The organism is Arthrobacter sp. TJ-254, assembly GCF_058269175.1.
This window is the reverse complement of sequence record NZ_JBZCNF010000005.1, coordinates 15,584-36,360: the sequence shown is the minus strand read 5'-3', so window position 1 is coordinate 36,360 and position 20,777 is coordinate 15,584. Positions and strand designations below refer to the sequence as shown.

At 63.4% G+C, this 20,777-nt stretch carries 18 protein-coding genes and 1 pseudogene; 12 read left to right on the top strand and 7 right to left on the bottom strand.

Features of this window, described 5'->3' with window-relative positions; translation table 11 throughout:
* Nucleotides 1-662 precede the first annotated feature (662 nt).
* Together AC4D14_RS14415 and AC4D14_RS14410 are read right to left on the bottom strand one after the other, a co-directional pair.
* On the bottom strand, nt 663-929 hold the full coding sequence (locus AC4D14_RS14415) for a hypothetical protein (RefSeq protein WP_490903348.1): 267 nt from the start codon (nt 927-929) through the stop codon (nt 663-665).
* A gap of 595 nt (nt 930-1,524) precedes the next feature.
* Nucleotides 1,525-2,298, bottom strand: coding sequence for an SDR family NAD(P)-dependent oxidoreductase (locus AC4D14_RS14410; protein WP_490903347.1), 774 nt, complete (start codon nt 2,296-2,298; stop codon nt 1,525-1,527).
* A 524-nt stretch (nt 2,299-2,822) separates the two neighbouring features.
* Here AC4D14_RS14410 and AC4D14_RS14405 point away from each other — a divergent pair.
* From AC4D14_RS14405 to AC4D14_RS14375, 7 genes are all read left to right on the top strand, one after another.
* Complete coding sequence (locus tag AC4D14_RS14405; RefSeq protein ID WP_490903346.1) at nt 2,823-3,662, top strand: transketolase; 840 nt, start codon at nt 2,823-2,825, stop codon at nt 3,660-3,662.
* A complete protein-coding gene (locus AC4D14_RS14400) occupies nt 3,659-4,678 on the top strand; it encodes a transketolase family protein (RefSeq protein WP_490903345.1) in 1,020 nt (339 codons plus the stop codon). Before AC4D14_RS14405 ends, AC4D14_RS14400 begins: the two co-directional genes overlap by 4 nt.
* A gap of 119 nt (nt 4,679-4,797) precedes the next feature.
* Nucleotides 4,798-5,469, top strand: a complete 672-nt coding sequence (locus AC4D14_RS14395) for a GntR family transcriptional regulator (protein ID WP_490903344.1) — start codon at nt 4,798-4,800, stop codon at nt 5,467-5,469.
* 60 nt (nt 5,470-5,529) lie between these two features.
* Nucleotides 5,530-8,949 carry a pyruvate carboxylase gene (locus AC4D14_RS14390; protein ID WP_490903343.1) on the top strand — a complete coding sequence of 1,140 codons (3,420 nt, stop codon included), beginning with the start codon at nt 5,530-5,532 and terminating at the stop codon, nt 8,947-8,949.
* Between the two features lie 79 nt (nt 8,950-9,028).
* Nucleotides 9,029-9,700, top strand: coding sequence for an SGNH/GDSL hydrolase family protein (locus AC4D14_RS14385; protein ID WP_490903342.1), 672 nt, complete (start codon nt 9,029-9,031; stop codon nt 9,698-9,700).
* Between the two features lie 578 nt (nt 9,701-10,278).
* On the top strand, nt 10,279-11,706 hold the full coding sequence (locus AC4D14_RS14380) for a GntP family permease (protein ID WP_490903341.1): 1,428 nt from the start codon (nt 10,279-10,281) through the stop codon (nt 11,704-11,706).
* Nucleotides 11,707-11,743: 37 nt separating this feature from the next.
* Nucleotides 11,744-12,622 (top strand): NAD(P)-dependent oxidoreductase, encoded by an 879-nt coding sequence (locus tag AC4D14_RS14375; RefSeq protein WP_490903340.1) that lies wholly within the window; start codon nt 11,744-11,746, stop codon nt 12,620-12,622.
* 308 nt (nt 12,623-12,930) lie between these two features.
* On the opposite strand, the gene otsB is transcribed toward AC4D14_RS14375, so the two are convergent.
* Entirely contained in the window at nt 12,931-13,674 is a 744-nt protein-coding gene (gene otsB / locus AC4D14_RS14370) for a trehalose-phosphatase (protein ID WP_490903339.1), read from the bottom strand.
* Between the two features lie 187 nt (nt 13,675-13,861).
* On the opposite strand from otsB, the gene AC4D14_RS14365 reads away from it, so the two are divergent.
* Both AC4D14_RS14365 and AC4D14_RS14360 read left to right on the top strand, forming a co-directional pair.
* Nucleotides 13,862-14,182, top strand: coding sequence for a PhzF family phenazine biosynthesis protein (locus tag AC4D14_RS14365; RefSeq protein ID WP_490903338.1), 321 nt, complete (start codon nt 13,862-13,864; stop codon nt 14,180-14,182).
* A 29-nt stretch (nt 14,183-14,211) separates the two neighbouring features.
* Nucleotides 14,212-14,730: a PhzF family phenazine biosynthesis protein gene (locus tag AC4D14_RS14360; RefSeq protein ID WP_490903337.1), complete on the top strand. Its 519-nt coding sequence runs from the start codon at nt 14,212-14,214 to the stop codon at nt 14,728-14,730.
* A gap of 618 nt (nt 14,731-15,348) precedes the next feature.
* Here the strand turns inward: AC4D14_RS14360 and AC4D14_RS14355 are convergent.
* From AC4D14_RS14355 to AC4D14_RS14340, 4 genes and pseudogenes are all read right to left on the bottom strand, one after another.
* Nucleotides 15,349-16,530 (bottom strand): MFS transporter, encoded by a 1,182-nt coding sequence (locus tag AC4D14_RS14355; protein ID WP_490903336.1) that lies wholly within the window; start codon nt 16,528-16,530, stop codon nt 15,349-15,351.
* 37 nt (nt 16,531-16,567) lie between these two features.
* Complete coding sequence (locus AC4D14_RS14350) at nt 16,568-17,464, bottom strand: dihydrodipicolinate synthase family protein (protein ID WP_490903688.1); 897 nt, start codon at nt 17,462-17,464, stop codon at nt 16,568-16,570.
* A gap of 68 nt (nt 17,465-17,532) precedes the next feature.
* Nucleotides 17,533-17,835, bottom strand: coding sequence for an EamA family transporter (locus tag AC4D14_RS14345; protein WP_490903335.1), 303 nt, complete (start codon nt 17,833-17,835; stop codon nt 17,533-17,535).
* Between the two features lie 4 nt (nt 17,836-17,839).
* Nucleotides 17,840-18,018: pseudogene (locus tag AC4D14_RS14340) on the bottom strand (P-loop NTPase family protein); the annotation flags it as partial.
* A gap of 338 nt (nt 18,019-18,356) precedes the next feature.
* On the opposite strand from AC4D14_RS14340, the gene AC4D14_RS14335 reads away from it, so the two are divergent.
* The 3 genes from AC4D14_RS14335 (at nt 18,357) to AC4D14_RS14325 (ending at nt 20,776) form a co-directional block, all read left to right on the top strand.
* Nucleotides 18,357-18,761: a tautomerase family protein gene (locus AC4D14_RS14335; protein WP_490903334.1), complete on the top strand. Its 405-nt coding sequence runs from the start codon at nt 18,357-18,359 to the stop codon at nt 18,759-18,761.
* A gap of 96 nt (nt 18,762-18,857) precedes the next feature.
* Entirely contained in the window at nt 18,858-19,844 is a 987-nt protein-coding gene (gene iolC, locus AC4D14_RS14330) for a 5-dehydro-2-deoxygluconokinase (RefSeq protein ID WP_490903333.1), read from the top strand.
* Entirely contained in the window at nt 19,841-20,776 is a 936-nt protein-coding gene (locus tag AC4D14_RS14325) for a Cgl0159 family (beta/alpha)8-fold protein (RefSeq protein WP_490903332.1), read from the top strand. Before iolC ends, AC4D14_RS14325 begins: the two co-directional genes overlap by 4 nt.
* The last annotated feature ends 1 nt before the right edge of the window (nt 20,777 follow it).

Sequence of the window (20,777 nt, the reverse complement as noted above, 5' to 3'; positions counted from 1 at the left end):
TGCTGGGCTTTCGACAACAGGGACTGCCCCCGGTTTTGACTCCTAACCTAGCGAGCGTGGGCTCATGGGAGGATCTTGATCATGCCGATGGCTTACGTGATGAAGCCCTTAGCGCGCGCTTCTGTGCGTGGGTCCACCGCGGCAGCGGCGTGATCCTTTGGAGACCGTGTGTTGGTTCAGATATGGACGGCAGGCATGTTGCGGCCGCAGTTGAGCATCTCCATGATGAGCATGTCGGGTGACTTAGGTGGGTACGTGAAGGCGGTCTACTGGTTTATGGTGGCCAGGTGTGTGCGGGACGGGCAGCGAAGCGTTGGGGAGGTTGTGCCGTGCCCAGGTGGGCAGGAGGCAACTCTGCTCGGTACCGACGAGTCGCAGGGTGGTCTTGAGCCAGGCCGTCCTAGTGGTCCTGAATAGCGTTGACATACTCAAAGCTTCTTGCCGCGCAACTTATATGAGTATCTGTAGACCGATGCGGGGAGGCGCCGAGTATCGTGCCGATGGGGAAGGCACCGTTCTGAACTGTCTGGGATGACCACTGTGAGAGCACTGGCTTGGGTGTGTGCCTGTTTAGTGGATGCTTTCCAGGAGCCAGCTCATCGCGTCGGGCTCTGAGGTGAAGTACTGGATGGGCGTAGCTGAGGTGTAGGCGAATGTGGTGATCACCATGCCATGGGATCCATGCCCAGGACGGCGGTCAGGCAGGAGCCGGTGTCGTCGATGAGCAAGTGCCGCGCGGTAGGAGTGATCCGCGGGACTGATCCGATATGGACCAGCAGCGGCCGTTTCCGTGCCGTGGACACAGCATCGACGGCACTAATGGTGGCCCGCAGGCGACGACCGTAAATGGTGGCTCCTGGTGCATAGCGGACGCGCAGGAAGGCATCTTCCACCGTCATTTTGAAGCGTGCCTCGAACCCAGCAGTCATTCCCACAGCGTCGCACAGGACATGGTGATTTCGACGTCGTCCCTGCAGTGGAAGGCACGGCGGTCTCCATGGGTCAGTGGTAGCACCCAAATCACGGTCGCGTCGTCTGTCATCACATCGATGACGGCCTTGTAGGGCCTTCCCTTTCCTTCCTGCACGATCAGCCGGTCGGGCGGCAGTAGATCAATCCAATTGTTCCGTGCGCCGTGGGCGGAAGATGGGCTGCGATGGTGGGCCGGGCCTTACTCGTCGCCGTATGCGTTGCTGCATTATTCAGTGCAGTCCCTTCCTAAGTCGGTCATCGGCTGGTACTGGGTGGGCCGGATAACGAGGAGTTGGTCGTATCCCTGGCTGGGTCCGATGCCGGAGAACGCAACGCCCTGTACGGGGCCGCTATCGGCGTCGTGATGCTGACCTCTACTCAATGTTTCGTTGTTACCGTGGCACCTGTTATGAAGGCGCCACTCCAACCGGGCCCAAGGGTGGCCGAGTCGGCGCAGGGCGCAGCGATGTGGCCTGTTGAGCACCCTGGATGCCATGGCGCAACGGGATGCGTAGGCTAATCGGATTGGAGGGGAGGAACCTGAATGGGAAGTTAGTGCAGGTGGCTTCCGCCGTTGATGTCGATGGTGGTGCCGGTGAGGTATGCGGCGTCATCCGAGGACAGGAAAGTGATGACGGCAGCTACTTCTTCGGTGGTTGCTGTTCTTCCCAGGGGGATGTCTTTGGCAAGCGCTGCTTCCTGATCGGAGGTACTGCCTACGCGGATGTTGGTGTCTACGGCTCCGGGGGTTACGGCATTGACGGTGACTCCGCTGTCACCCAGTTCGCGGGCGAGGGCCTTGGTGAAACCCAGGATCGCTGCTTTGGCGGCGGAGTAGGGTACTTTGCCGAATACGCCACCACCGCGCTGGGCGGATACGGAAGACATGTTCACGATTCGTCCCCACTTGTTCTCCAACATTTCGGGCAGGAACGCCCTGGTTACGAGGTAGGTGCCGGTCGCGTTGACGGCCATCACCTTGTTCCACAGCTCCAGTGTCGTTTCGAGGAAGGGCACCGGCGAGGTGATGCCGGCGATATTCGCCAACACACCCACAGGGGGGAGTTCTCCAGCGGATACCTGTGCCGACACGGCCTGATGGGCGCGTTCAACTGATGCTTCATCGGCCACATCAACGGCATGACCGAAGACCGGAACGTTGAATTCGCGTCCTATGACCGCCGCCGTCTCGACGGACTTGTTCTGATCGAGATCCAGGATGACCACAGCCCATCCTTCCCTGGCGTACCGACGGGCTGTGGTGACTCCAATTCCCCGCTCGGAAGTAGCCCCGGTGATGACTGCTGTGCGTTGGGTGACACGCATGATGCTCCTTAGATGCAGCTTATTGACGTCGAGACCGGAGGTGGTAGGAGCCTTCACCAACCACCTCGTGCAATCCTGTCGACTGTTGACAATGATGTGTGCACTGGATCACAATAGCGGAAGTACTCTGCTGACTGTCAACAGCAACGAACCATCTCCCCGTAAGGACTTCCAGTGAGCACCGTCGCTCGGCAGATGCGAGGCCCTATTTGGCATCCATGTCCCTGCTCACCAGCAGGGGCCCGCTTATCCCTATCACCAAGGCGATCGCCATCTCCTACGCGATGTGCCAGCACTACCTCGCAGGCGCCCACGGCTCATGATCCACCGAGCTTCTCCAGACAAACGCCGGGCCTCAGGTGATGAATGCCGGCTGGCCAATCAAACAGCCAAATTCGCACCCGTGCCAGTGATCGCCTAGCCGTAACTGTTCGGTCAATCTTCTCCAGAAAGAGTGAGCTATGAGTTTGACAAAATCCAATACATCGAGTGCCACCACGTCTCCCGCTCAGTTCACTGCTCGGGTGAACAAAGTGCGGGAATCCGCCTACCGGGCCCGCCACCACGCCTTAGATATGGGTGAGGTTCAGGGGCAGGGCTATGTTGGCCAGGCCCTTGGGTCGGCGGAGATGTTTGCCTCCGTCTATGCGGACCAGCTGCGGTACCGACCGGAAGACCCACACTGGGGCGAGCGGGATCGGTTCCTGCTCTCGACCGGGCATTACGCCATCGGTCACTACGCCGCTCTCGCTGAGGCGGGGATCGTTCCTGTCAGTGAACTTGGTACCTATGGTTCGGATGAGTCGCGGCTGCCGATGTCGGGGATGGCCTCGTACACGCCGGGCATGGAGATTTCCGGCGGGTCGTTAGGGCACGGCCTGACCGTTGCCGTCGGGATGGCCCTGGGGCTGCGGCTGCAGGGCTCGTCCGCCCGGATCTTCAACTTCCTCTCGGACGGGGAACTCGATGAAGGCTCGACCTGGGAGGCGGCCATGGGCGCCCACCACCACCAGCTGGGCCATTTGACCGCTTTGGTGGACATGAACGCGCTTCAGGCCGACGGCGCCACGAAGACCGTGCTGAACATTGAGCCAGCAGCCGACAAATGGGCGTCCTTCGGCTGGTTCACCCAGCGGGTGGACGGCAATGATGCCGCAGCGCTCCTGGAAGCGCTGGACAATATTGCCCGTGAAGCCAGCCCTGCCGGGCGGCCTTCGGTCATCCTGTGTGACACGAAGGTCGGCAATGGCGTTCCGCTTCTGGAGCAGAGGGAGAAGGCGCACTTCATGCGCATCGAGGAACACGAGTGGCAGATCTGCCGCGAGCAACTGACCGCAGGATACGAAGGAAAGGCTCCAGCATGAGCAACACCAGCGAGGCTCCCGACACCACAACAGCCACGAAACCGAAGTTGAAGACCTCGGCAATGATCGCCTCCTTCGCCGATCCGGGCCAGAAAACCGCCTCCGCACCGTTCGGCCATGCATTGGTCAAGGCTGCCGAGGCAGATCCGCGAATCGTCGGGTTGACCGCGGATCTTGGCAAGTACACTGACATGCACATCTTCGCCAAGGCGTTCCCCGAACGATTCTTCCAGATGGGAATGGCCGAGCAGCTTCTCTTCGGGTCAGCTGCAGGAATGGCCGAAACCGGGATGGTGCCCTTTGCCTCCACCTATGCAGTGTTCGCTGCCCGCCGGGCCTACGACTTCCTCTGCCTGGACATCGCCGAGCCCAACCTGAACGTCAACATCGTTGGTGGGCTTCCGGGCCTGACCACCGGGTACGGGCCCAGCCACCAGGCGACCGAGGACATGACGATCTTCCGCGGGATGCCTAATCTCACCATCGTCGACCCGTGCGACTCACTCGACATTGAACAAGCCGTTCCCCAGCTGGCAGCATCAGAGGGACCGACCTACCTGCGGCTGCTCCGAGGCAACGTGCCGACTGTTCTTGATGAGTACGACTACACGTTCGAACTTGGCAAGGCCAAAGAGCTGCGCCCGGGCCGGGACGTCCTGTTCATCTCCAGCGGCCTGATGACGATGAGGGCCTTGCAGGGAGCCCAGGAACTGGCTTCCCACCACGTGGATGTCGCCGTGATTCATTCGCCCACCATCAAGCCCTTCGACAGTGAAACCATTCTCAAGGAACTGGGCCAGGACCGCCTGGTCATCACTCTCGAGAACCACACCGAGATCGGCGGTCTATTCGAAACCGTGGCCGGCGTCGCTGTTCGGCACGGAGTCGGCCGACGGATCGTTCCCATCGCGCTTCCGGACCGTTTCCTTGATGCCGGCGCGCTGCCGACCCTCCATGAGAAGTACGGGCTCTCGACCGACCAGATCGTGCAGAAAGTTCTACGCGAACTTTCATAACGTTTCCCGGCCGAGCCCCTTCCCGGGGGCTCAGCCCTTTACCAAGAGGATTCCTTCCGTAAGATCGTTGTTGACAGCTAAAAGTCGACAGTTTTCAACAATGAAGGACTCAGCACGTTATGACGACACCACCTGCATCACTTCTGGGCGGACTGGAAAGAAGCAACCTACGTGAGCAAGCCCTGGCAGCGCTGCGGCGGGCCATTACGACAGGGGAGCTCACCCCGGGAACCCACCTGGTCGAAACCGATCTATCGGACAAACTGCAAATCAGCCGGGGAACGCTCCGGGAAGCCATGCGGCAGTTGCAGCAGGAAGGTCTGATTTCAGCCGGGGCCCGGGGAAGACTTGCTGTCCGTCGCCTCGACTCGGGTGACGTACATGACATCTTCCAGGTCCGCGCAGCACTGGAAGCATTGGCCGCCCGGTTGCTCTCCGACCAAAGCAACCGGGACGCGGCAATCAAGGAACTGGAACGAGGAATCCGACGGATGGAGGCATCCGCCGACGGTGATCTTGAGGAGCGTATCGAAGCGGACCTGCATTTCCACCAGACGCTCTGCACACTTACCGGCAACGACACACTGCTGCACTCGTGGAAATCGCTCGAAGGATCCATCCGGATGAGCATCATGTATGCCGGAGTTGACCAGGCTCTGAGCAACATGAGTGCCCACCGGCACGTAGGCATTGTGGAAGCCATCAAAACCGGAAATTCAATCGAGGCCATGCGCGCGGTTGAGGAGCACATGCGCGACACAACACAGACTCTGATCGGCGCCAACATGTAACTCCTGTTACCTGCCGGTCGGCCCCGACACAGAAGACCGGCATCAACAAAGGAGTACGGCATGTTCTCGAGGATTCTTGTAGCAAACCGCGGTGAAATCGCCATCCGCGCTTTTCGTGCAGGCCATGAGGCCGGTGCGAAGACCGTTGCGGTGTTCCCGTATGAGGACCGCAACTCGATCCACCGGCAGAAGGCCGATGAAGCGTACCTGATCGGGGAGGAGGGACACCCGGTGCGGGCGTACCTCGACGTCGCCGAGGTGGTTCGGGTCGCGAAGGAATCAGGGTGTGACGCCATCTACCCCGGGTACGGGTTCCTCTCCGAGAACCCCGAGCTGGCGCGGGCGGCGGCCGAGGCGGGCATCACCTTCGTGGGACCGCCGGCGGACGTGCTCGAACTTGCCGGCAACAAGGTCAAGGCCCTTGACGCCGCCCGGCAGGCAGGCATTCCGGTCCTGAAGTCCTCACGGCCCAGCGCGGACGTCGCGGAGCTGACGGCGGCCGCCGACGAGATCGGGTTCCCGGTCTTCGCCAAGGCCGTCGCCGGCGGCGGCGGCAGGGGGATGCGCAGGGTCGATACGCGGGAGGCGCTGCCCGCGGCCCTCGAGGCGGCAATGCGTGAGGCCGAGTCCGCTTTCGGGGATCCCACAATGTTCCTCGAGCAGGCGGTGCTGCGCCCGCGGCACATCGAAGTGCAGATCCTCGCGGATGCCGAAGGCAACGTGATGCACCTGTTCGAGCGTGACTGCTCCCTGCAGCGGCGCCACCAGAAGGTCATCGAGATCGCCCCGGCTCCGAACCTTGACGATTCGATCCGGCAGGCGCTGCACCGCGATGCCGTGAAGTTCGCCACCGCCCTGGGCTATGTGAACGCCGGAACCGTGGAGTTCCTCGTCGATACGGTAGGGGAGCGGGCCGGCCAGCACGTGTTCATCGAGATGAACCCGCGCATCCAGGTCGAGCACACGGTCACCGAGGAGGTCACCGACGTCGACCTGGTGCAGTCCCAGCTCCGGATCGCCGCGGGGGAGACTCTCGCCGACCTCGGGCTGAGCCAGGACACCGTGTACGTGCGCGGGGCGGCACTGCAGTCGCGGATCACCACCGAGGACCCGGCCAACGGTTTCCGGCCCGACGTCGGCAGGATCACCGCCTACCGTTCGGCAGGCGGCGCAGGGGTGCGCCTGGACGGCGGAACTGTCTACGCCGGTGCCGAGATCAGCCCGCACTTCGACTCGATGCTGGTCAAGCTCACCTGCCGGGGACGGGATTACCCCACGGCCGTAACCCGGGCCCGGCGGGCCCTTGCCGAGTTCCGGGTCCGCGGGGTCTCCACGAATATCTCCTTCCTTCAGGCGGTGCTCGATGACCCGGACTTCATCGCCGGCAATGTCGCGACGTCTTTCATCGATGAACGCCCCGAACTGCTCACCGCGCGCGTGCCGGCGGACCGCGGCACCAAGCTGCTGAGCTGGCTCGCCGACGTGACGGTGAACAAGCCCCACGGAGAGCGGCCCGCGCACCTGGATCCGCGGGAAAAACTCCCGACCATCCCGGACGACGCCAAGGACAAGGAGCTGCCGGCCGGCTCCCGCCAGCTCCTGCAGGAACTCGGACCCGAGGGCTTCGCCGCGCGCCTGCGCGCCCAGGAAGCCGTCGCGGTCACCGACACGACCTTCCGCGACGCCCACCAGTCCCTGCTCGCGACCCGGGTGCGCACCCGGGACCTGGCAGCGGCCGGTGCCCCGGTGTCCCGGCTCACCCCGGGCCTGCTGTCGGTGGAGGCCTGGGGCGGGGCGACCTACGACGTCGGGCTGCGCTTCCTCGGCGAGGACCCGTGGGACAGGCTCGATACGCTGCGCCGCGAGATCCCCAATATCTGCCTGCAGATGCTGCTGCGCGGGCGCAATACCGTCGGCTACACCCCGTACCCTGAGGCGGTGACCGAGGCCTTCGTGAAGGAGGCCGCAGCCTCGGGCATCGACATCTTCCGGATCTTCGATGCGCTCAATGACGTCTCCCAGATGGAGCCGGCGATCCGGGCCGTGCGGGCCACCGGAACAGCGGTGGCCGAGGTCGCCCTGTGCTACACCGCCGACATGCTCGATCCCAAGGAGACGCTCTACACGCTTGAGTACTACCTCAGGCTGGCGCAGCGGATGGTCGACGCGGGGGCGCACATCCTCGCGATCAAGGACATGGCGGGGCTGCTGCGTCCTGCAGCGGCCGCGAAGCTCGTCACCGCCCTGCGGGAACGCTTCGACCTGCCGGTGCACCTCCACACGCACGACACCGCCGGCGGGCAGCTCGCGACGCTCCTTGCCGCCGTCGACGCCGGCGTGGACGCCGTGGACGTCGCGAGCGCTCCGCTGGCGGGCACCACCAGCCAGCCCTCCGCCTCGGCCCTTGTTGCCGCGCTCGCCCACACCCCCCGGGACACAGGGATCGACCTCGACGCGGTCAGCTCGCTTGAGCCGTACTGGGAGGCGGTGCGTCGGACATACTCGCCCTTCGAAGCCGGGCTGCCCGGGCCGACCGGGCGGGTGTACCGGCATGAGATCCCCGGCGGGCAGCTCTCCAACCTGAAACAGCAGGCCATCGCCCTGGGGCTCGGGGAACGCTTCGAGGCGATCGAGGACATGTACACGGCCGCCGACCGGATTCTCGGCCGGCTGGTGAAGGTGACTCCGTCGTCGAAGGTGGTCGGGGACCTGGCGCTCCAGCTCGTGGGCTCCAACGCGGATCCGGCCGAGTTTGAAGCCAACCCGCAGAACTACGACATCCCCGACTCGGTCATCGGCTTCCTCAACGGGGAACTCGGTGACCCGCCCGGGGGCTGGCCCGAGCCCTTCCGCACCAAGGCCCTGCAGGGCAGGGCCGTCAAGCCGCGGACCGTCGACCTCGACGCCGCGGACGAGGAACGCCTCGCCGGGGACTCCGCCCAGCGCCGTGCCACCCTCAACCGGCTGCTGTTCGCCGGCCCGGCCGCCGAGTTCACCAGGATCCGCGAAACCTACGGGGATGTCTCGGTGCTGAGCACCGCCGACTACCTCTACGGGCTCCAGCAGGGCGGGGAGCACGTCATTGAGCTCGAGAAGGGCGTTCGGCTCATCGCCACCCTCGAGGCCGCCTCCGACGCCGACGAAAAAGGTGTGCGCACAGTCATGTGCACCCTCAACGGGCAGATGCGCCCGGTGCCCGTGCGCGACCGCAGCATCGCCAGCGACGTCAAGGCCGCCGAGAAGGCCGACCCTTCCAACACCGGCCACATTGCCGCTCCCTTTGCGGGCGCCGTGACGGTCACCGTTGAGGAAGGCGCCGCGGTCGGTGCAGGCGACACAGTGGCAACCATCGAGGCGATGAAGATGGAAGCGAACATCACCACACCGGTCGCCGGCACCGTCAAGCGGGTTTCGGCCCAAGGCGCCCGGCAGGTCGAAGGCGGAGACCTCCTCCTCGAAATCACACCGGAGGGTGGATGACCCCTTACGAGCAGCAGGAACAGTTGCCTCGGACCACGGATGGGTAGTCAGAATTCCGTGTGGAATCATGCATGGATCAATGAAGGAGTTGAAGTATCACCTCAAGACCTGCCACCCTTTGAAGGTCCAGTCCGAGCAGCAACGGATGATGGCTGACATGCGGGCTCAGCAAATCGTCCTGGTCGGAGACAGTATCGCTTACGGCTATGGAGTCGAACGAAGTGTGGGCTGGAGCGGACTGCTGCAGCGGGAGCACTTTCTTGAGGACCCTGAAAACAACCACTACTACAATCTGTCGATACCTGGCATCGGGTCGGCTGAAGTGCGCAGAATCATTCAGCTGGAAGTTCCCCTTCGAAACCCCGACCTTGTGCTGTTGGCTTACGGCATCAATGACACAAGGCGGATAGGGTCGCGGTCCGGGCCGTTACCTATGCCCATGGACCAGTGCGTCGAGCTCTTCACTGCCAATATTGAAGACATCAGATCACTGGGTAGCGAGGTGCAGACGATCGGACTGATCAGCCCGGACACATCCCGCACAATGCCGCTCCTGGGAGCCTACTTCGACTACAGTTCGGCACTGGAACTCGAGACGCGCCTGGCTGACGTATGCAAAGAACTGGCCGTACCGCGGGTACATCTGTGGAACCAGTTCGACGATCACCTGGATCAGCTTATGGATGGACTACATCCTGACAGCGCAGGCCATCTCGCGATTTACCACGCCGTCAGGGAACAACTCAACTAACACCGACGCCACGTTGGACCGCCGCCGGTGGGGATCTACGCCGAACAGTGTCCCTGATAATCGTCCTCATGGATGCTCCGGCGATGGATCAACGCGCCATCTGGGGCACTCAGTTTCGTCGTAACCGGTCTGTGCTCCCACATTGACAGCTCCATGGATCGGGCGTAGCTAAACCTAGGTCCATTCGCAACATCTCTGCGGAAATACTCAAACGGGGCACCGATCCGGGTTGAGAGGAGGTGTTGAAGGGATTGTCGCACACTCTTGCATCACCGACGGATGATGTGACACACTTCACGAAGCAGATCGTTAACTGTCAACGGTCAACGTGCAATCCCAGCCGTTTAGGAATATGACTGGACCACGGATGGGCACTCCTTCTTATCCACAGGTCGGGTTCCATCGCCAAGTGTTTCCCGCTGGCCGATCGTCTCAATGAGCACAGGGGCTCCGGACGAGAAGGCGCAGAACAGGCTTAGCTTTCACCCGCTGAGGACCCTGTCGCCTGAGCGGCCGCTCCCTGCCCTGCCCGACCAACGTCCGCCGGCACATCCGGCGCTACCTGTAATGGAGAAGATATGGACACGATCGTCCTGGTCCATCTCGCTGTCGCGGTCATCGGTATCGTACTGATGATCGTCTGGGTGAAGATCAATCCCGTCGTCGCTCTTGTCGTCGGCGCGCTGTATCTCGGTGTTGCGGCCGGGCTCGGCTTTGACGAGTCAGTAGCAGCCGTCAATGTCGGTTTCGGAAATCTCATGGCAGAAGTGGGCCTGATCATCGGCTTCGGCGTAATGATAGGCACCACGCTGTCGGCGACCGGCACGATGCAGCGCGTCGTCGACGGCCTGCTGAAACTCGTCGGACCGAAGCGGTCGCCCTACGTCTTGGGCCTCACTTCGGGCATCATCTTCCCGTCGATCTACTTCGACGTCGCCCTAGTGATCCTTGCGCCGATCGCCGGCGCTATCGCCAAGCGAACCGGCAAGAGCATCGCGACCCTGGCCGGCTCGCTGGCAATCGGTCTAGAGGTCGGCCTACTCATCGTCGTTCCCGGCGTTGCGGCGATCGCAGTCGCCGGACCTCTCGGCGTCGAGATTGGCACGATGTTGCTGTGGGGCGTCCCGTTGGGCATCTTCTTCATCATCTCCAGCATCTTTGTGCACGATCAGATGATGCGGAGGATGTTCAATCCGGCGACGGACCGGGACCCCAATTTCGACGACTCCATTTTCGGAGAATCGATCGAGCAGGAGCGCGCCCGCCTCGAAGTTCAGCGCGAGACTGGTCTCACCACGAAGGGCACCACCGAGGTCGCCGGCAGCTCGGCGGGCCCAGTAGTCCTGACCACACCAGCCCGCCAGCTGCCGTTGGTCATCGCGATGCTTCCCGTCATCGTGCCGATCATGCTCATCATCCTGGACACCATCACAGGCCTGCTGGGTCAGGAAATCGCCGTACTCGGTTTCCTCGGCAGCCCCGTCGTTGCCCTACTCATCGGCCTGATCGTCGGCATCGCCTTCGCGATTCCCGTGGTCAAGCGTGATGGCATTGATGACCTGCTCACCCGAGGCGCCCAGACCTCTGGTTCGATCCTCCTTTTCACCGGCGTTGCCGGGTCCCTGGGGCAGGTGATCACCGAGGTTGGTGTCGGCAACATGCTGGCAGCCCTGTTCGAGGCCAACGCCGCGATACCGATCCTGCTCACCTGGACCGTGGCCGCGGTCCTGCGCATCGCTCAGGGATCGGCATCGGTAGCCGCGATCACCGCAGCTACCTTGCTTGCCCCCATTCTGGGCTCAATCGATGCCCTACCGATTCTGATCTGGTTGGCCGCCGGTACCGGCGCGGCGTTCGGGGCGCACGTCACCGACAACACGTTCTGGATCTTCAAGCAAATGCTTGGATTCACGACCAAGGGAACGTTCAAGATCTACACCCTGGCGCAGTCCACCTTCGCCGTCATTGGGCTGGCCGTGTGCCTCCTGCTCGAGCTTTTCCTCTGATACCAGCACCAGTCCCAGACACCGTCAGGAAAGCGTCATGTCACCTGTTCCACCACGCCGCATCACCTTTATCGGTATCGGTGCCATCGGCCTGCCGATGGCAGAGCAACTCCTCGGAGCGGGATTCGACGTCACCGGCGTCGACCCGTTCGCCGACCAACGGGAGAAGGCGACCGGGCGAGGACTGCGCGCCGAACAGACACCGACGTCCGCGGCGGATGCGGATGTCGTCATATGCATGGTAGCCACACCAGAGCAACTACGAGCGGCGACACTGGGCGAGCACGGAGTCCTCCAACACATGCAGGACGGTAGCGTCCTGGTAGTGATGAGCACCGTCGGACCCCGCGCGGTACGCGAGGTGGCTAAGGAAGCCCCGCCGGCCGTGCGCATGCTCGACGTCCCCGTCACCGGGGGCGTCGCCCGGGCCGTCAGCGGGGAACTCATAATGTTCGCCTCGGGTTCCCCGACAGCGATCGAGGACGTATGGCCGGTCCTCGAAGCGCTGGGAACAATCATCGACTGCGGTTCGGAGGTTGGCCAGGGCCAGTCGTACAAGGCGGTCAACCAGCTGCTGTGCTCAGTGCACATCGCAGCGGCGGCCGAAGCACTAGCCCTCTCAGAGGAACTGGGCCTGGATCCAAAGAAGGTGCTTTCTGCCGTTTCCGGCGGCGCGGGGGGATCGTGGATGCTCTCCGACCGTGGCCCGCGCATGTTGCAAGGCCTTGAAGCTGAGGTGACAAGCACAATCGGCATCTTCGTGAAAGACTCCACCTTGGTGAAGGAGATCGCCGACGACATCGAATTCGACGCACCGATGATCACAGCAGCACAGGCGAAATACCGGGCAGCCAAAGAGGCCGGCTGGGAGATGAGGGATGACTCCCAGGTGATCCAGACCTACCGCAGGCAATGACACTGGGCCGCGAGTTGTGACAACGGCGGGCTGGACCCAGCCGTCGCAGATCAGCTCTAAGCCCCAGGTTCCATAAAGAATCGGCTAAAAGTGTTCAGACAAACCCGTTCGAGCAGTGGGCCGCTTCCGTAAACCGTCACGCAGGTCTCTCGATTCACCATGTCGCCGGAGCTCTGAAGTTCGGGAAGATCACTCGCAATTCCGGTTCCCCGGTTCGCCTGCAGCTAACGCGCCCGACTCCTCATCAGCACACCCGTCACCCACTGCCTCCCGTTCCCTAAGCCGATCCCTTACCGCAACGCGTCTGGTTAGCGCATGGCGTCGTTCAGCTGCTGCAGCCAGGACTGGAACTGCTCGGGTCCATCGAAGTGGGCGCCAGATATTCTGCTCACTTCCGGGGCGATGTCAGGGCCGTTGATGACCAGTGTGTGACCGCCGGCGGCTATTGCCGCTTCGAAGGCCGGCAGGTCACCACGGTCATCACCCGCATACGCGACCGCCTGAAGATTGCTTGTGCTGATGATTCTTCGAAGAGCGGTGCCCTTGTCCTGATCTAAAGGCATCCGGAGTTCCTCCACGAACTTCCCTGGCTCCCGGCGCAATCCGTGAATCTCCATCACTTCCCGGATGAGCGGAGCGATAAGCATCGTCACGCCGTCAGGGTCGGGTGCGCGCCGCCAGTGGACGGCGACGGCGAGGGACTTGTCCTCGACGTATATACCGTCGACATCGTCCAGCTCCCGGTGCAAAAGCTTGGTGGCTTGCTGAACGGCGCTCATCCACCGCTGGGCTTCCGGAAGGGCTTCGATGCCGTTGCCGGTGAGGTGTTCAAGACCGTAGGAACCATAGAGGTCCACTCCTGGAATGGCGGCCCGGTCAGCGAGGAAGCTGGCCGGCCGTCCCGAGAGGAGGGCGACGATAGAAAGCTTGGTCGCCAGGCTCGCCAAGATGTTTTCGGTACCGGGCAGCAGCTCGCTAGCATCCGGGTCGTCGGTGATTCGGGAGAGAACACCGTCGAAGTCCATCACCAACCCTGCGTTTTCCTTCGTCATCAGAAATTGCATCACCGCGGTCGCTGGATCCATGCACCCACCCTAGCCCGGTAGCTACCCCCCCCAGACAAACGGTGAATTCTTATCCGCAAGTGGATCTTCACCTGCCGTTTCATGGACCCCGATTATGAACAAACGACCGTGGGACTAGGAGGGATGCGAGGGACAGCGACTGCACTGCGGTGGAATGTATATAGCTCGATTTATGAATCGTGCGTTTCGACAGGTTGATGTGTTCGGTAGTGAGTCGTGCTTGGGTAACCCGGTGGCCGTGTTGCTGGAGGTGGAGGGACTCGATGACGAAACGCTGTGCCGGTTCTCGGTGTGGTCAAATCTGTCGGAATGCACCTTTGTGCTGCGGCCAGAGGCTCCAAGGGCGGACTACCGCGTGCGCATTTTCAGCCTCAGTATCGGACTGCCCTTCACCGGGCATCCTACTCTGGGCACCACGTGCGCCTGGCGGGACGCCGGGGGCATCCCGAAGACTGCATGCGTCGTAATGCAGTAATGCAGTAATGCGGCGCAGGCCGGGTGCCTGTGCGCATTGATGGCGAACGGCTCGCCTTCACCGCGCCGCTGAGGCAGCGATCAGGCCCAGCTGATGGTCAGACCCTGACTGCCCTGATTAAGATTTTTGGGGTCGACCGGCGGCGCGTCACCGCTGCCGAATGGCTCGACAACGGACCAGGATGGGTAGGGCTACTCCTCGACAGCGCGCACACAGTCCTCAGCCTGCGCCCTGACGCGTCAGCATTTCCCGGCCGCTGGGACATCGGCGTCATCGGACCTCACGAACAAGGCTTCGAAGCCGCGTTCGAGCTCAGAACGTTCTTCACCGAAGGCGCCGAGCCCCTGCGGGAGGACCCTGTGACAGGGAGCCTGAACGCAGCGGCGGCCGAATGGCTCATCGCCTCGGGCCGCGCCCCAGCTAACTATGTTGCCGCCCAGGGAACCGCAATGGGCCGACAAAGCCGAATCCACATCAGCACCGACGACGGCAAACAGTGGGTTGGAGGACGGGCCGAAGTTATCCTCTCCGGCTCCACCTACCTCTGACCTCCCACCGCCGAAGTTGAGGAGAGCCACGCACTGCGTTCATGGCAGGGTACCTCCCGGAGCGCTGGCCACGCCGGGACGCCACCGTGACGTCGTGCCCTTCGTCCAGCCGTACCGGCGTCATGATTGAGCCGACCAACCGGTGAACAAGCGGTAAGTCGTGTTTCATGCTGTGGTCCATGATCACCTACCACCTAAGGCGCCGGCGTCGAGAGCGGATTCCGAAAGAGCTGTAGCGCCACAACGCAGTGAGTACGGCAAGTGCCGCATTCGCGGATACTCTACCGCGACGAAGCGGGCTTCATACCTGTGCTCGGGATGAATGGGCATACCACTGAGGATGCAGGAGTTTAGATGCGCGGCGGTGGTGCGCAAAGGCTGATATCGGGAAGATCACTGGGGCCAGCCGGGCCACGGTGTACCGCTATCTCAGCATGCCGACGGCGACCGGCGCGTCCTGACCCGGGCAGAAGGCACGCACCAAGTGCGCCACCGCCACCTAACGCAGCAAAACGCCACCACTCATCATCGTGATTGCCCTGTGTGGGCGACCGTTCCTTGCCTGGCATCGTCTCGATTCTCAGGCGCTTGAGCTTTCTGCGCCGGCGCAGAAATCGACTAACCGGATCGGGGTGAACGACCACGGGCCCGCCCAACGGCACTGGCGGCACCGGCCAGGACGGTGAACACTGTCGCGAAAACGAGCGCTGACCAGCTGGCAAAACCTATGGTCGCGCCGGCGACTGCGGTACCGGCTGACCCCGCCGCGATTTTAAGGGCTCCCACCCAGATGAACACCTGGCCGCGCGCGGCGCGAGGCGCATACTCACTGCGAGCCGCCAACGTCGCTGCGAAGAACAACGCGTTCGCGATTCCGGCCAGACCAAACGCGACCAGCGATACCGGAAGGTTCGGGCCGAGGACGACCAGGATCAACGTTACCGCGACGAGAACAGACAGGGACGTCATCAGCCGATCGGCGTCACCGCGCAGCGGTCGGAGCATCAGGCCCGCTGATCCCAGCAGGTTACCGACGCCGTACGCGGCAACCAGCAGGCCGGCCACTGACGCGCCGCCCATCGCGGGGGCGACCGTGACCGCGTAAATCGGTAGCGCCGCGACCGAGAACGCGACCGTGACGGTCAGACCCAGGGTGCGCCGGAGTGGGCCGTGCCGCCAGATACTCGCCAGAGTCTGAATGGGCGACGGAACATTGATCGCCGGGTCGGGTGCTTCCTGGCGGGGGAGTGCGAGCACTGCCGCCGCGCCGAGGATGGCTGCTGCGGCCAGGACAAGGGTTGCGGTCAAGGGGTGCGCTACTGCCGCGATCCATGCCACCGCGGCCGGTCCGAGCGTGCCGCTGAAACCGTACGTGGCCACGTCCCAGCTCTGAGCACGGCGCTGGGCGCGTTGATCGGGTCCGGCGATGGAGGGCAGGCGGCTGCTGACGCCGCCGGTGAGCATCGGCCCGAAGACCCCGGAGACGAACAGCAGGAGGGCGGGCCAGAGCGCCCAGGTGATCGGCATGAGCAGTGCTGCGGCACCGAGCAGGACCCCATGGAGGACCGCGGACACGGCAATGACTTTGCGTCCGTCCCGGGCGGTGTCCAGGCGGCGGGCGATAAAGGGCCCGAGGAGATGGGGTGCGGTGATGGACGCACCGAGGAGCCCGGCGACCCAGCCCGGCAGACCGACAGCATGCGCCAGGAGCACGATGGCGACGACCGCACCGCCGTCGGCGCTGCGTACCAGCGTCGCGGCGAAGACGTACCGGCTAAGCGCGCCGCGTCGCTGACTCATCTCATCACCCGTCTTACCCGGGGCGGCAGGCCCGTGCCTACTGGTCAAGGCCGAGCTCATCAATGACCCCGGCGACCCGGTGACGCTGATCCTCGGTCAGTCCCTGAATGGGTAGTGGCAGGCTCGCGGTGGGCACCAGCCCCAAATGTTCTGCGATGGCGGCCACGACCCTGATGCTTCCTCCGAACTCGGTGAACAGTTCCCACAAGGGGGCGAGCCGGTGCGATTGGGCTGCGGCGTCGGACATCCGCCCCTCCCGGGCTGCCCGGGTGATTCTGGAGGCGAGGACCGGCAGGGTCCCGCCGATGACCGAGTACCAGGTGTCGCATCCGGCGGCCAGACCGGCAACAGCGCTGGCGTCCCCGGAGATGCCGATGCTCACGTGGTCGGGGAGGACAGCCCTGATGCTCTCGATGTGGGCCTGTGCCTGCCCGGGGTCCGCCGGTACGGCAGGGATCTTGAGGGATGCGATGCCGGGCAGCTCGGCGATGCGACCGTAGAGCTCAGGGGTGAACGTGAAGTGCGTGGTGCCGGGGTTGTCATACACGATGACGGGCAGCGACGAGTGTTCGGTGACGGTCCGGAACAGCTCGAACACATCGTCAGGGGTGAGCGGCTGGTACGTCATCGGCGCCAACAGCAGGCCTGATGCGCCGGCCTTCTCCGCGTTAACCGCGTTGGCCAGGACGTGGGAGGTCCGTAATGCTCCGATGCCGACGAAGACCGGGATCCCGGCGGCATGCTTAACAGTTAGTTCGGAGACGCGGTGTCGTTCCCCGGTGGTGAGATATGCGTAGGACCCGGTCGATCCGAGTGCCGTGATCGAATCAACCTCGGCCGCCGCGAGTCGGTCGACCAGACGGGCAAAGGATTCTTCGTCGAGGGCGTCCTGGTGAAGGGGTGTGAGGGGAAAGGCGCTGAGCCCAGTGAACATGTGATGACTCCGGGAAGTGAGATGCGGGCGGGGTGCAGGACGCGTGGCAGGTCCTGTGTGGTACATGCCTAGGGGGTGGGGCCGAGTTCGGGTGTGCTGCGTGCTGGTTCGAAGGATGGGGTTCGGCGGCCTCCGCTCTGGGCTGCCACGCCGGCAAGGACGACCAGCAGGATCCCTACGAACTGGATGGGGGAGGGCTGCTGATGATGAACGATCAGTCCGAGCAGGAGCCCCATGGCAGGCTCCAGCAACATGAGGGTTCCGAAGGATGTGGCGGTCATGCGGCGTAGCGCCAGCATCTCGAGCGCGAAGGGCAGCACGGGCAGCAGGACTGCCAGACCCGCAGTTGCTGCAAGGACCCCGAAGTTCATGTGGCCAGTCGGATCGGCCGTGCCGTAAGAACGCCGTGTCCAAGGCTCGGATGAAATTGGTGGCACATACCAGCAGCCCCCGGGCTGCTCTCGGACGGCTGGGATGATCTTGAGGAGTTCGTTCGTGACACCCTGCAGGGGCGAGGGCGGCTCGCCGGACCGGTGGGAAGCGATCTCCTCAACCCCAGGTCCGCCAAGTGGAAGTCCCTGATCCGCCAACCGGTCATGCCGAGTCTCCTTCGGAGCTTCCATGGAGTAACAAATCGTTCCTCTCGTCTGGGTGGAATCGGGGTGATGGGAACAGGTTGGGGCCCAGAGGGCTGGATGGAAGGTGAGCCGCGCCCTTCCAGGACGAAGCGCATCGTTATTGCCCCTGTACTGACTGCTCCGATGTCAGTGCGAGGTTCCTCCGTACCTTATCGGCGCCCGGACGAGTACGCGGCGTCGACTCCCGCTTCCGAAGGTTGTTGTACTCGTCGCAGTTGGAGAGTATGTTAGGACAAACTTTTCAAGGAGGAACAGTGCCACTCGTCCGTATCGATGTCAATCACGGTAGAACAGCCGAGCAGCGTCGCCAGATCAGCGACGCCATACATCAGGCAATCCTCGCGGAGTACCGTATTCCGGAACGCGACCTATTCCACATCGTCACCCAACACGGCGAGGGTGAAATCCGCGCGCAGGACGCGGGGCTCGGCTTCGAACGTACGGATGATGTGGTGATGATCCAGATCTTCACGCAGCGGGGCCGCTCCCAGGAGGCCAAAACCGCCCTGTTCGCCCGCATCGCGGAGGCACTCGAAGAAGTGGGCGTCGAAGGTGCCAACGTTTTCATCGGCTACGTGGAAAACGGGCCAGGGGATTGGTCGTTCGGCTTTGGACGCAGTCAGTACATGAACGGTGAACTCGCCGTTCCCAGCCACTGAGCAACGAGCCCGCACCAAAACTTCAATGTTCTAACAAACCGAGGGTGACGTGTCTCGGCGTTCGCCACGACGTAGAGAAATGAAAGGTCAGGGTTGATGGAGACTCACGAAGTATTGACGATCGGACGCATCAGCGTTGATATCTATCCGAACGACATCGGTGTGGATCTGGAGGAGGTTACCTCCTTCGGCAAGTATCTGGGCGGATCGCCCTCCAACGTCGCGGTGGCGGCCGCGACGCACGGGCGTCGCGCAGCGTTGATCACACGCACCGGGGAGGACCCATTCGGCAACTACCTCCACCAGCAGCTCCAGCGGTTCGGTGTGGATGACCGTTACGTGACCCCGGTTCAAACCCTGCCCACCCCGGTGACGTTCTGCGCGATCAAGCCGCCGAACGACTTCCCGCTGTACTTTTACCGCACGCCGACGGCACCGGATCTTCAGATCGACGCCGCGGAGGTGCCGTTTGGTGCCGTCCGTGACGCACAGGTCTACTGGTCCACCGTCACCGGGCTCTCGCAGGATCCGAGCAGGAGCGCCCATTTCGCGGCTTTCGAGACCCGGCCCGTTGAACAGTTGCGCGACGGACAGCACACGATCCTCGACCTCGACTACCGGCCCATGTTCTGGGCTTCCGAGGAGGAGGCCCGGGAGCAGGTCCAGAAGGTCCTCCGTCACGTGACCATTGCTATCGGCAACGACCAGGAATGCTCGGTCGCTGTCGGAGCGGGTACGCCCGATGAGCAGGCCGACCGTCTGCTCGCCGCCGGTGTCAGGATCGCCGTTGTCAAGCTCGGTCCTGATGGCGTCATGGCGAAGACGGCCACCGAGCGCGTGGTCTCCGCTCCAGTGCCCGTAGAGACCCTCAACGGGCTCGGTGCAGGCGATGCCTTCGGGGGAGCCTTCTGCCACGGTCTGCTCGCACGTTGGCCCCTGCAGCAGGTCCTCGATTTCGCGAACGCCGCCGGCGCCATCGTCGCCTCACGGCTCTCCTGCGCCGATGCAATGCCTACGTCCGCGGAGGTATTCTCCCTGCTGGCCGAGCGCGGCCGCGCCTTACCCGAAGAGGTCTCCCTGTGACTGACATCGATACAGCCAACCCGGCCCGCTACCAGCACCTGACAGCGATCCGGCTCGAGGACCCCGAAGCCGTGGCTCGTGCCGCTGCTGCCCGCAGGCCTCACCCGGGCCTCGCCGCGGGGTCGCAGAACTTCATCCTCGCCGCCGATCACCCCGCCCGCGGTGCGCTCTCCGTCCGGGGCGACGTGACCGCGATGGGAGACCGCCGGGAGCTGCTCGACCGGCTCCTCATCGCTCTGGCGAATCCCGCCGTGGACGGCGTCTTGGCGTCTCCCGACATCCTCGACGACCTGCTGCTCCTCGGCGCCCTGGAAGGCAAGCTGATCTTCGGGTCGATGAACCGCGGAGGCCTCTCAGGTCTCGTCAACGAGATCGACGACCGCTTCACCGGTCATACCGCTGCTGCGCTGAAAGCCCTCGGGGCCAGCGGCGGGAAGATGCTGACACGGATCTGCCTGGGGGACCCTGCGACGGCATCGGTCCTCGAGGCGACGGCGCGCGCTATCGACAGCCTCGCCGAGCAGAAACTCATCGCCATGGTAGAGCCCTTCCTTTCGGTCTGGGACGAGGGCCGTGTCCGCAACGACCTGAGCGCGGAAGCCGTGATCAAGTCCGTCGTCATCGCCGAGGCCCTCGGCGCGAGTAGCGCCTACACGTGGATGAAACTGCCCGTCGTGGCTGACATGGAAAAGGTCATGGCATCGACTACCCTGCCGACCGTCCTCCTCGGCGGGGACCCGACGGGAGCCCCCGACGAGGTCTTTGCCAGCTGGCAGGCCGCTCTGCGTCTGCCTGGCGTTCAGGGCCTGACAGTCGGCCGGACCCTTCTCTACCCGCCGGATGGCAACGTCGAGGTCGCGGTCCAGACCGCGGCGTCGCTTCTCGCCGCACCCGCCGGTACGCGTTCGACCAGCACGGGGGGAACCAACTGAT

Coding starts and splice junctions, on each gene's coding strand:
- AC4D14_RS14345 (WP_490903335.1), bottom strand. CDS start 17,835: ATGAACTTCGGGGTCCTTGCAGCAACTGCGGGTCTGGCAGTCCTGCTG.
- AC4D14_RS14355 (WP_490903336.1), bottom strand. CDS start 16,530: ATGAGTCAGCGACGCGGCGCGCTTAGCCGGTACGTCTTCGCCGCGACG.
- AC4D14_RS14390 (WP_490903343.1), top strand. CDS start 5,530: ATGTTCTCGAGGATTCTTGTAGCAAACCGCGGTGAAATCGCCATCCGC.
- AC4D14_RS14375 (WP_490903340.1), top strand. CDS start 11,744: ATGTCACCTGTTCCACCACGCCGCATCACCTTTATCGGTATCGGTGCC.
- otsB (WP_490903339.1), bottom strand. CDS start 13,674: ATGACGAAGGAAAACGCAGGGTTGGTGATGGACTTCGACGGTGTTCTC.
- AC4D14_RS14350 (WP_490903688.1), bottom strand. CDS start 17,464: ATGTTCACTGGGCTCAGCGCCTTTCCCCTCACACCCCTTCACCAGGAC.
- AC4D14_RS14385 (WP_490903342.1), top strand. CDS start 9,029: ATGAAGGAGTTGAAGTATCACCTCAAGACCTGCCACCCTTTGAAGGTC.
- AC4D14_RS14365 (WP_490903338.1), top strand. CDS start 13,862: ATGTATATAGCTCGATTTATGAATCGTGCGTTTCGACAGGTTGATGTG.
- AC4D14_RS14415 (WP_490903348.1), bottom strand. CDS start 929: ATGACTGCTGGGTTCGAGGCACGCTTCAAAATGACGGTGGAAGATGCC.
- AC4D14_RS14400 (WP_490903345.1), top strand. CDS start 3,659: ATGAGCAACACCAGCGAGGCTCCCGACACCACAACAGCCACGAAACCG.
- iolC (WP_490903333.1), top strand. CDS start 18,858: ATGGAGACTCACGAAGTATTGACGATCGGACGCATCAGCGTTGATATC.
- AC4D14_RS14380 (WP_490903341.1), top strand. CDS start 10,279: ATGGACACGATCGTCCTGGTCCATCTCGCTGTCGCGGTCATCGGTATC.
- AC4D14_RS14395 (WP_490903344.1), top strand. CDS start 4,798: ATGACGACACCACCTGCATCACTTCTGGGCGGACTGGAAAGAAGCAAC.
- AC4D14_RS14410 (WP_490903347.1), bottom strand. CDS start 2,298: ATGCGTGTCACCCAACGCACAGCAGTCATCACCGGGGCTACTTCCGAG.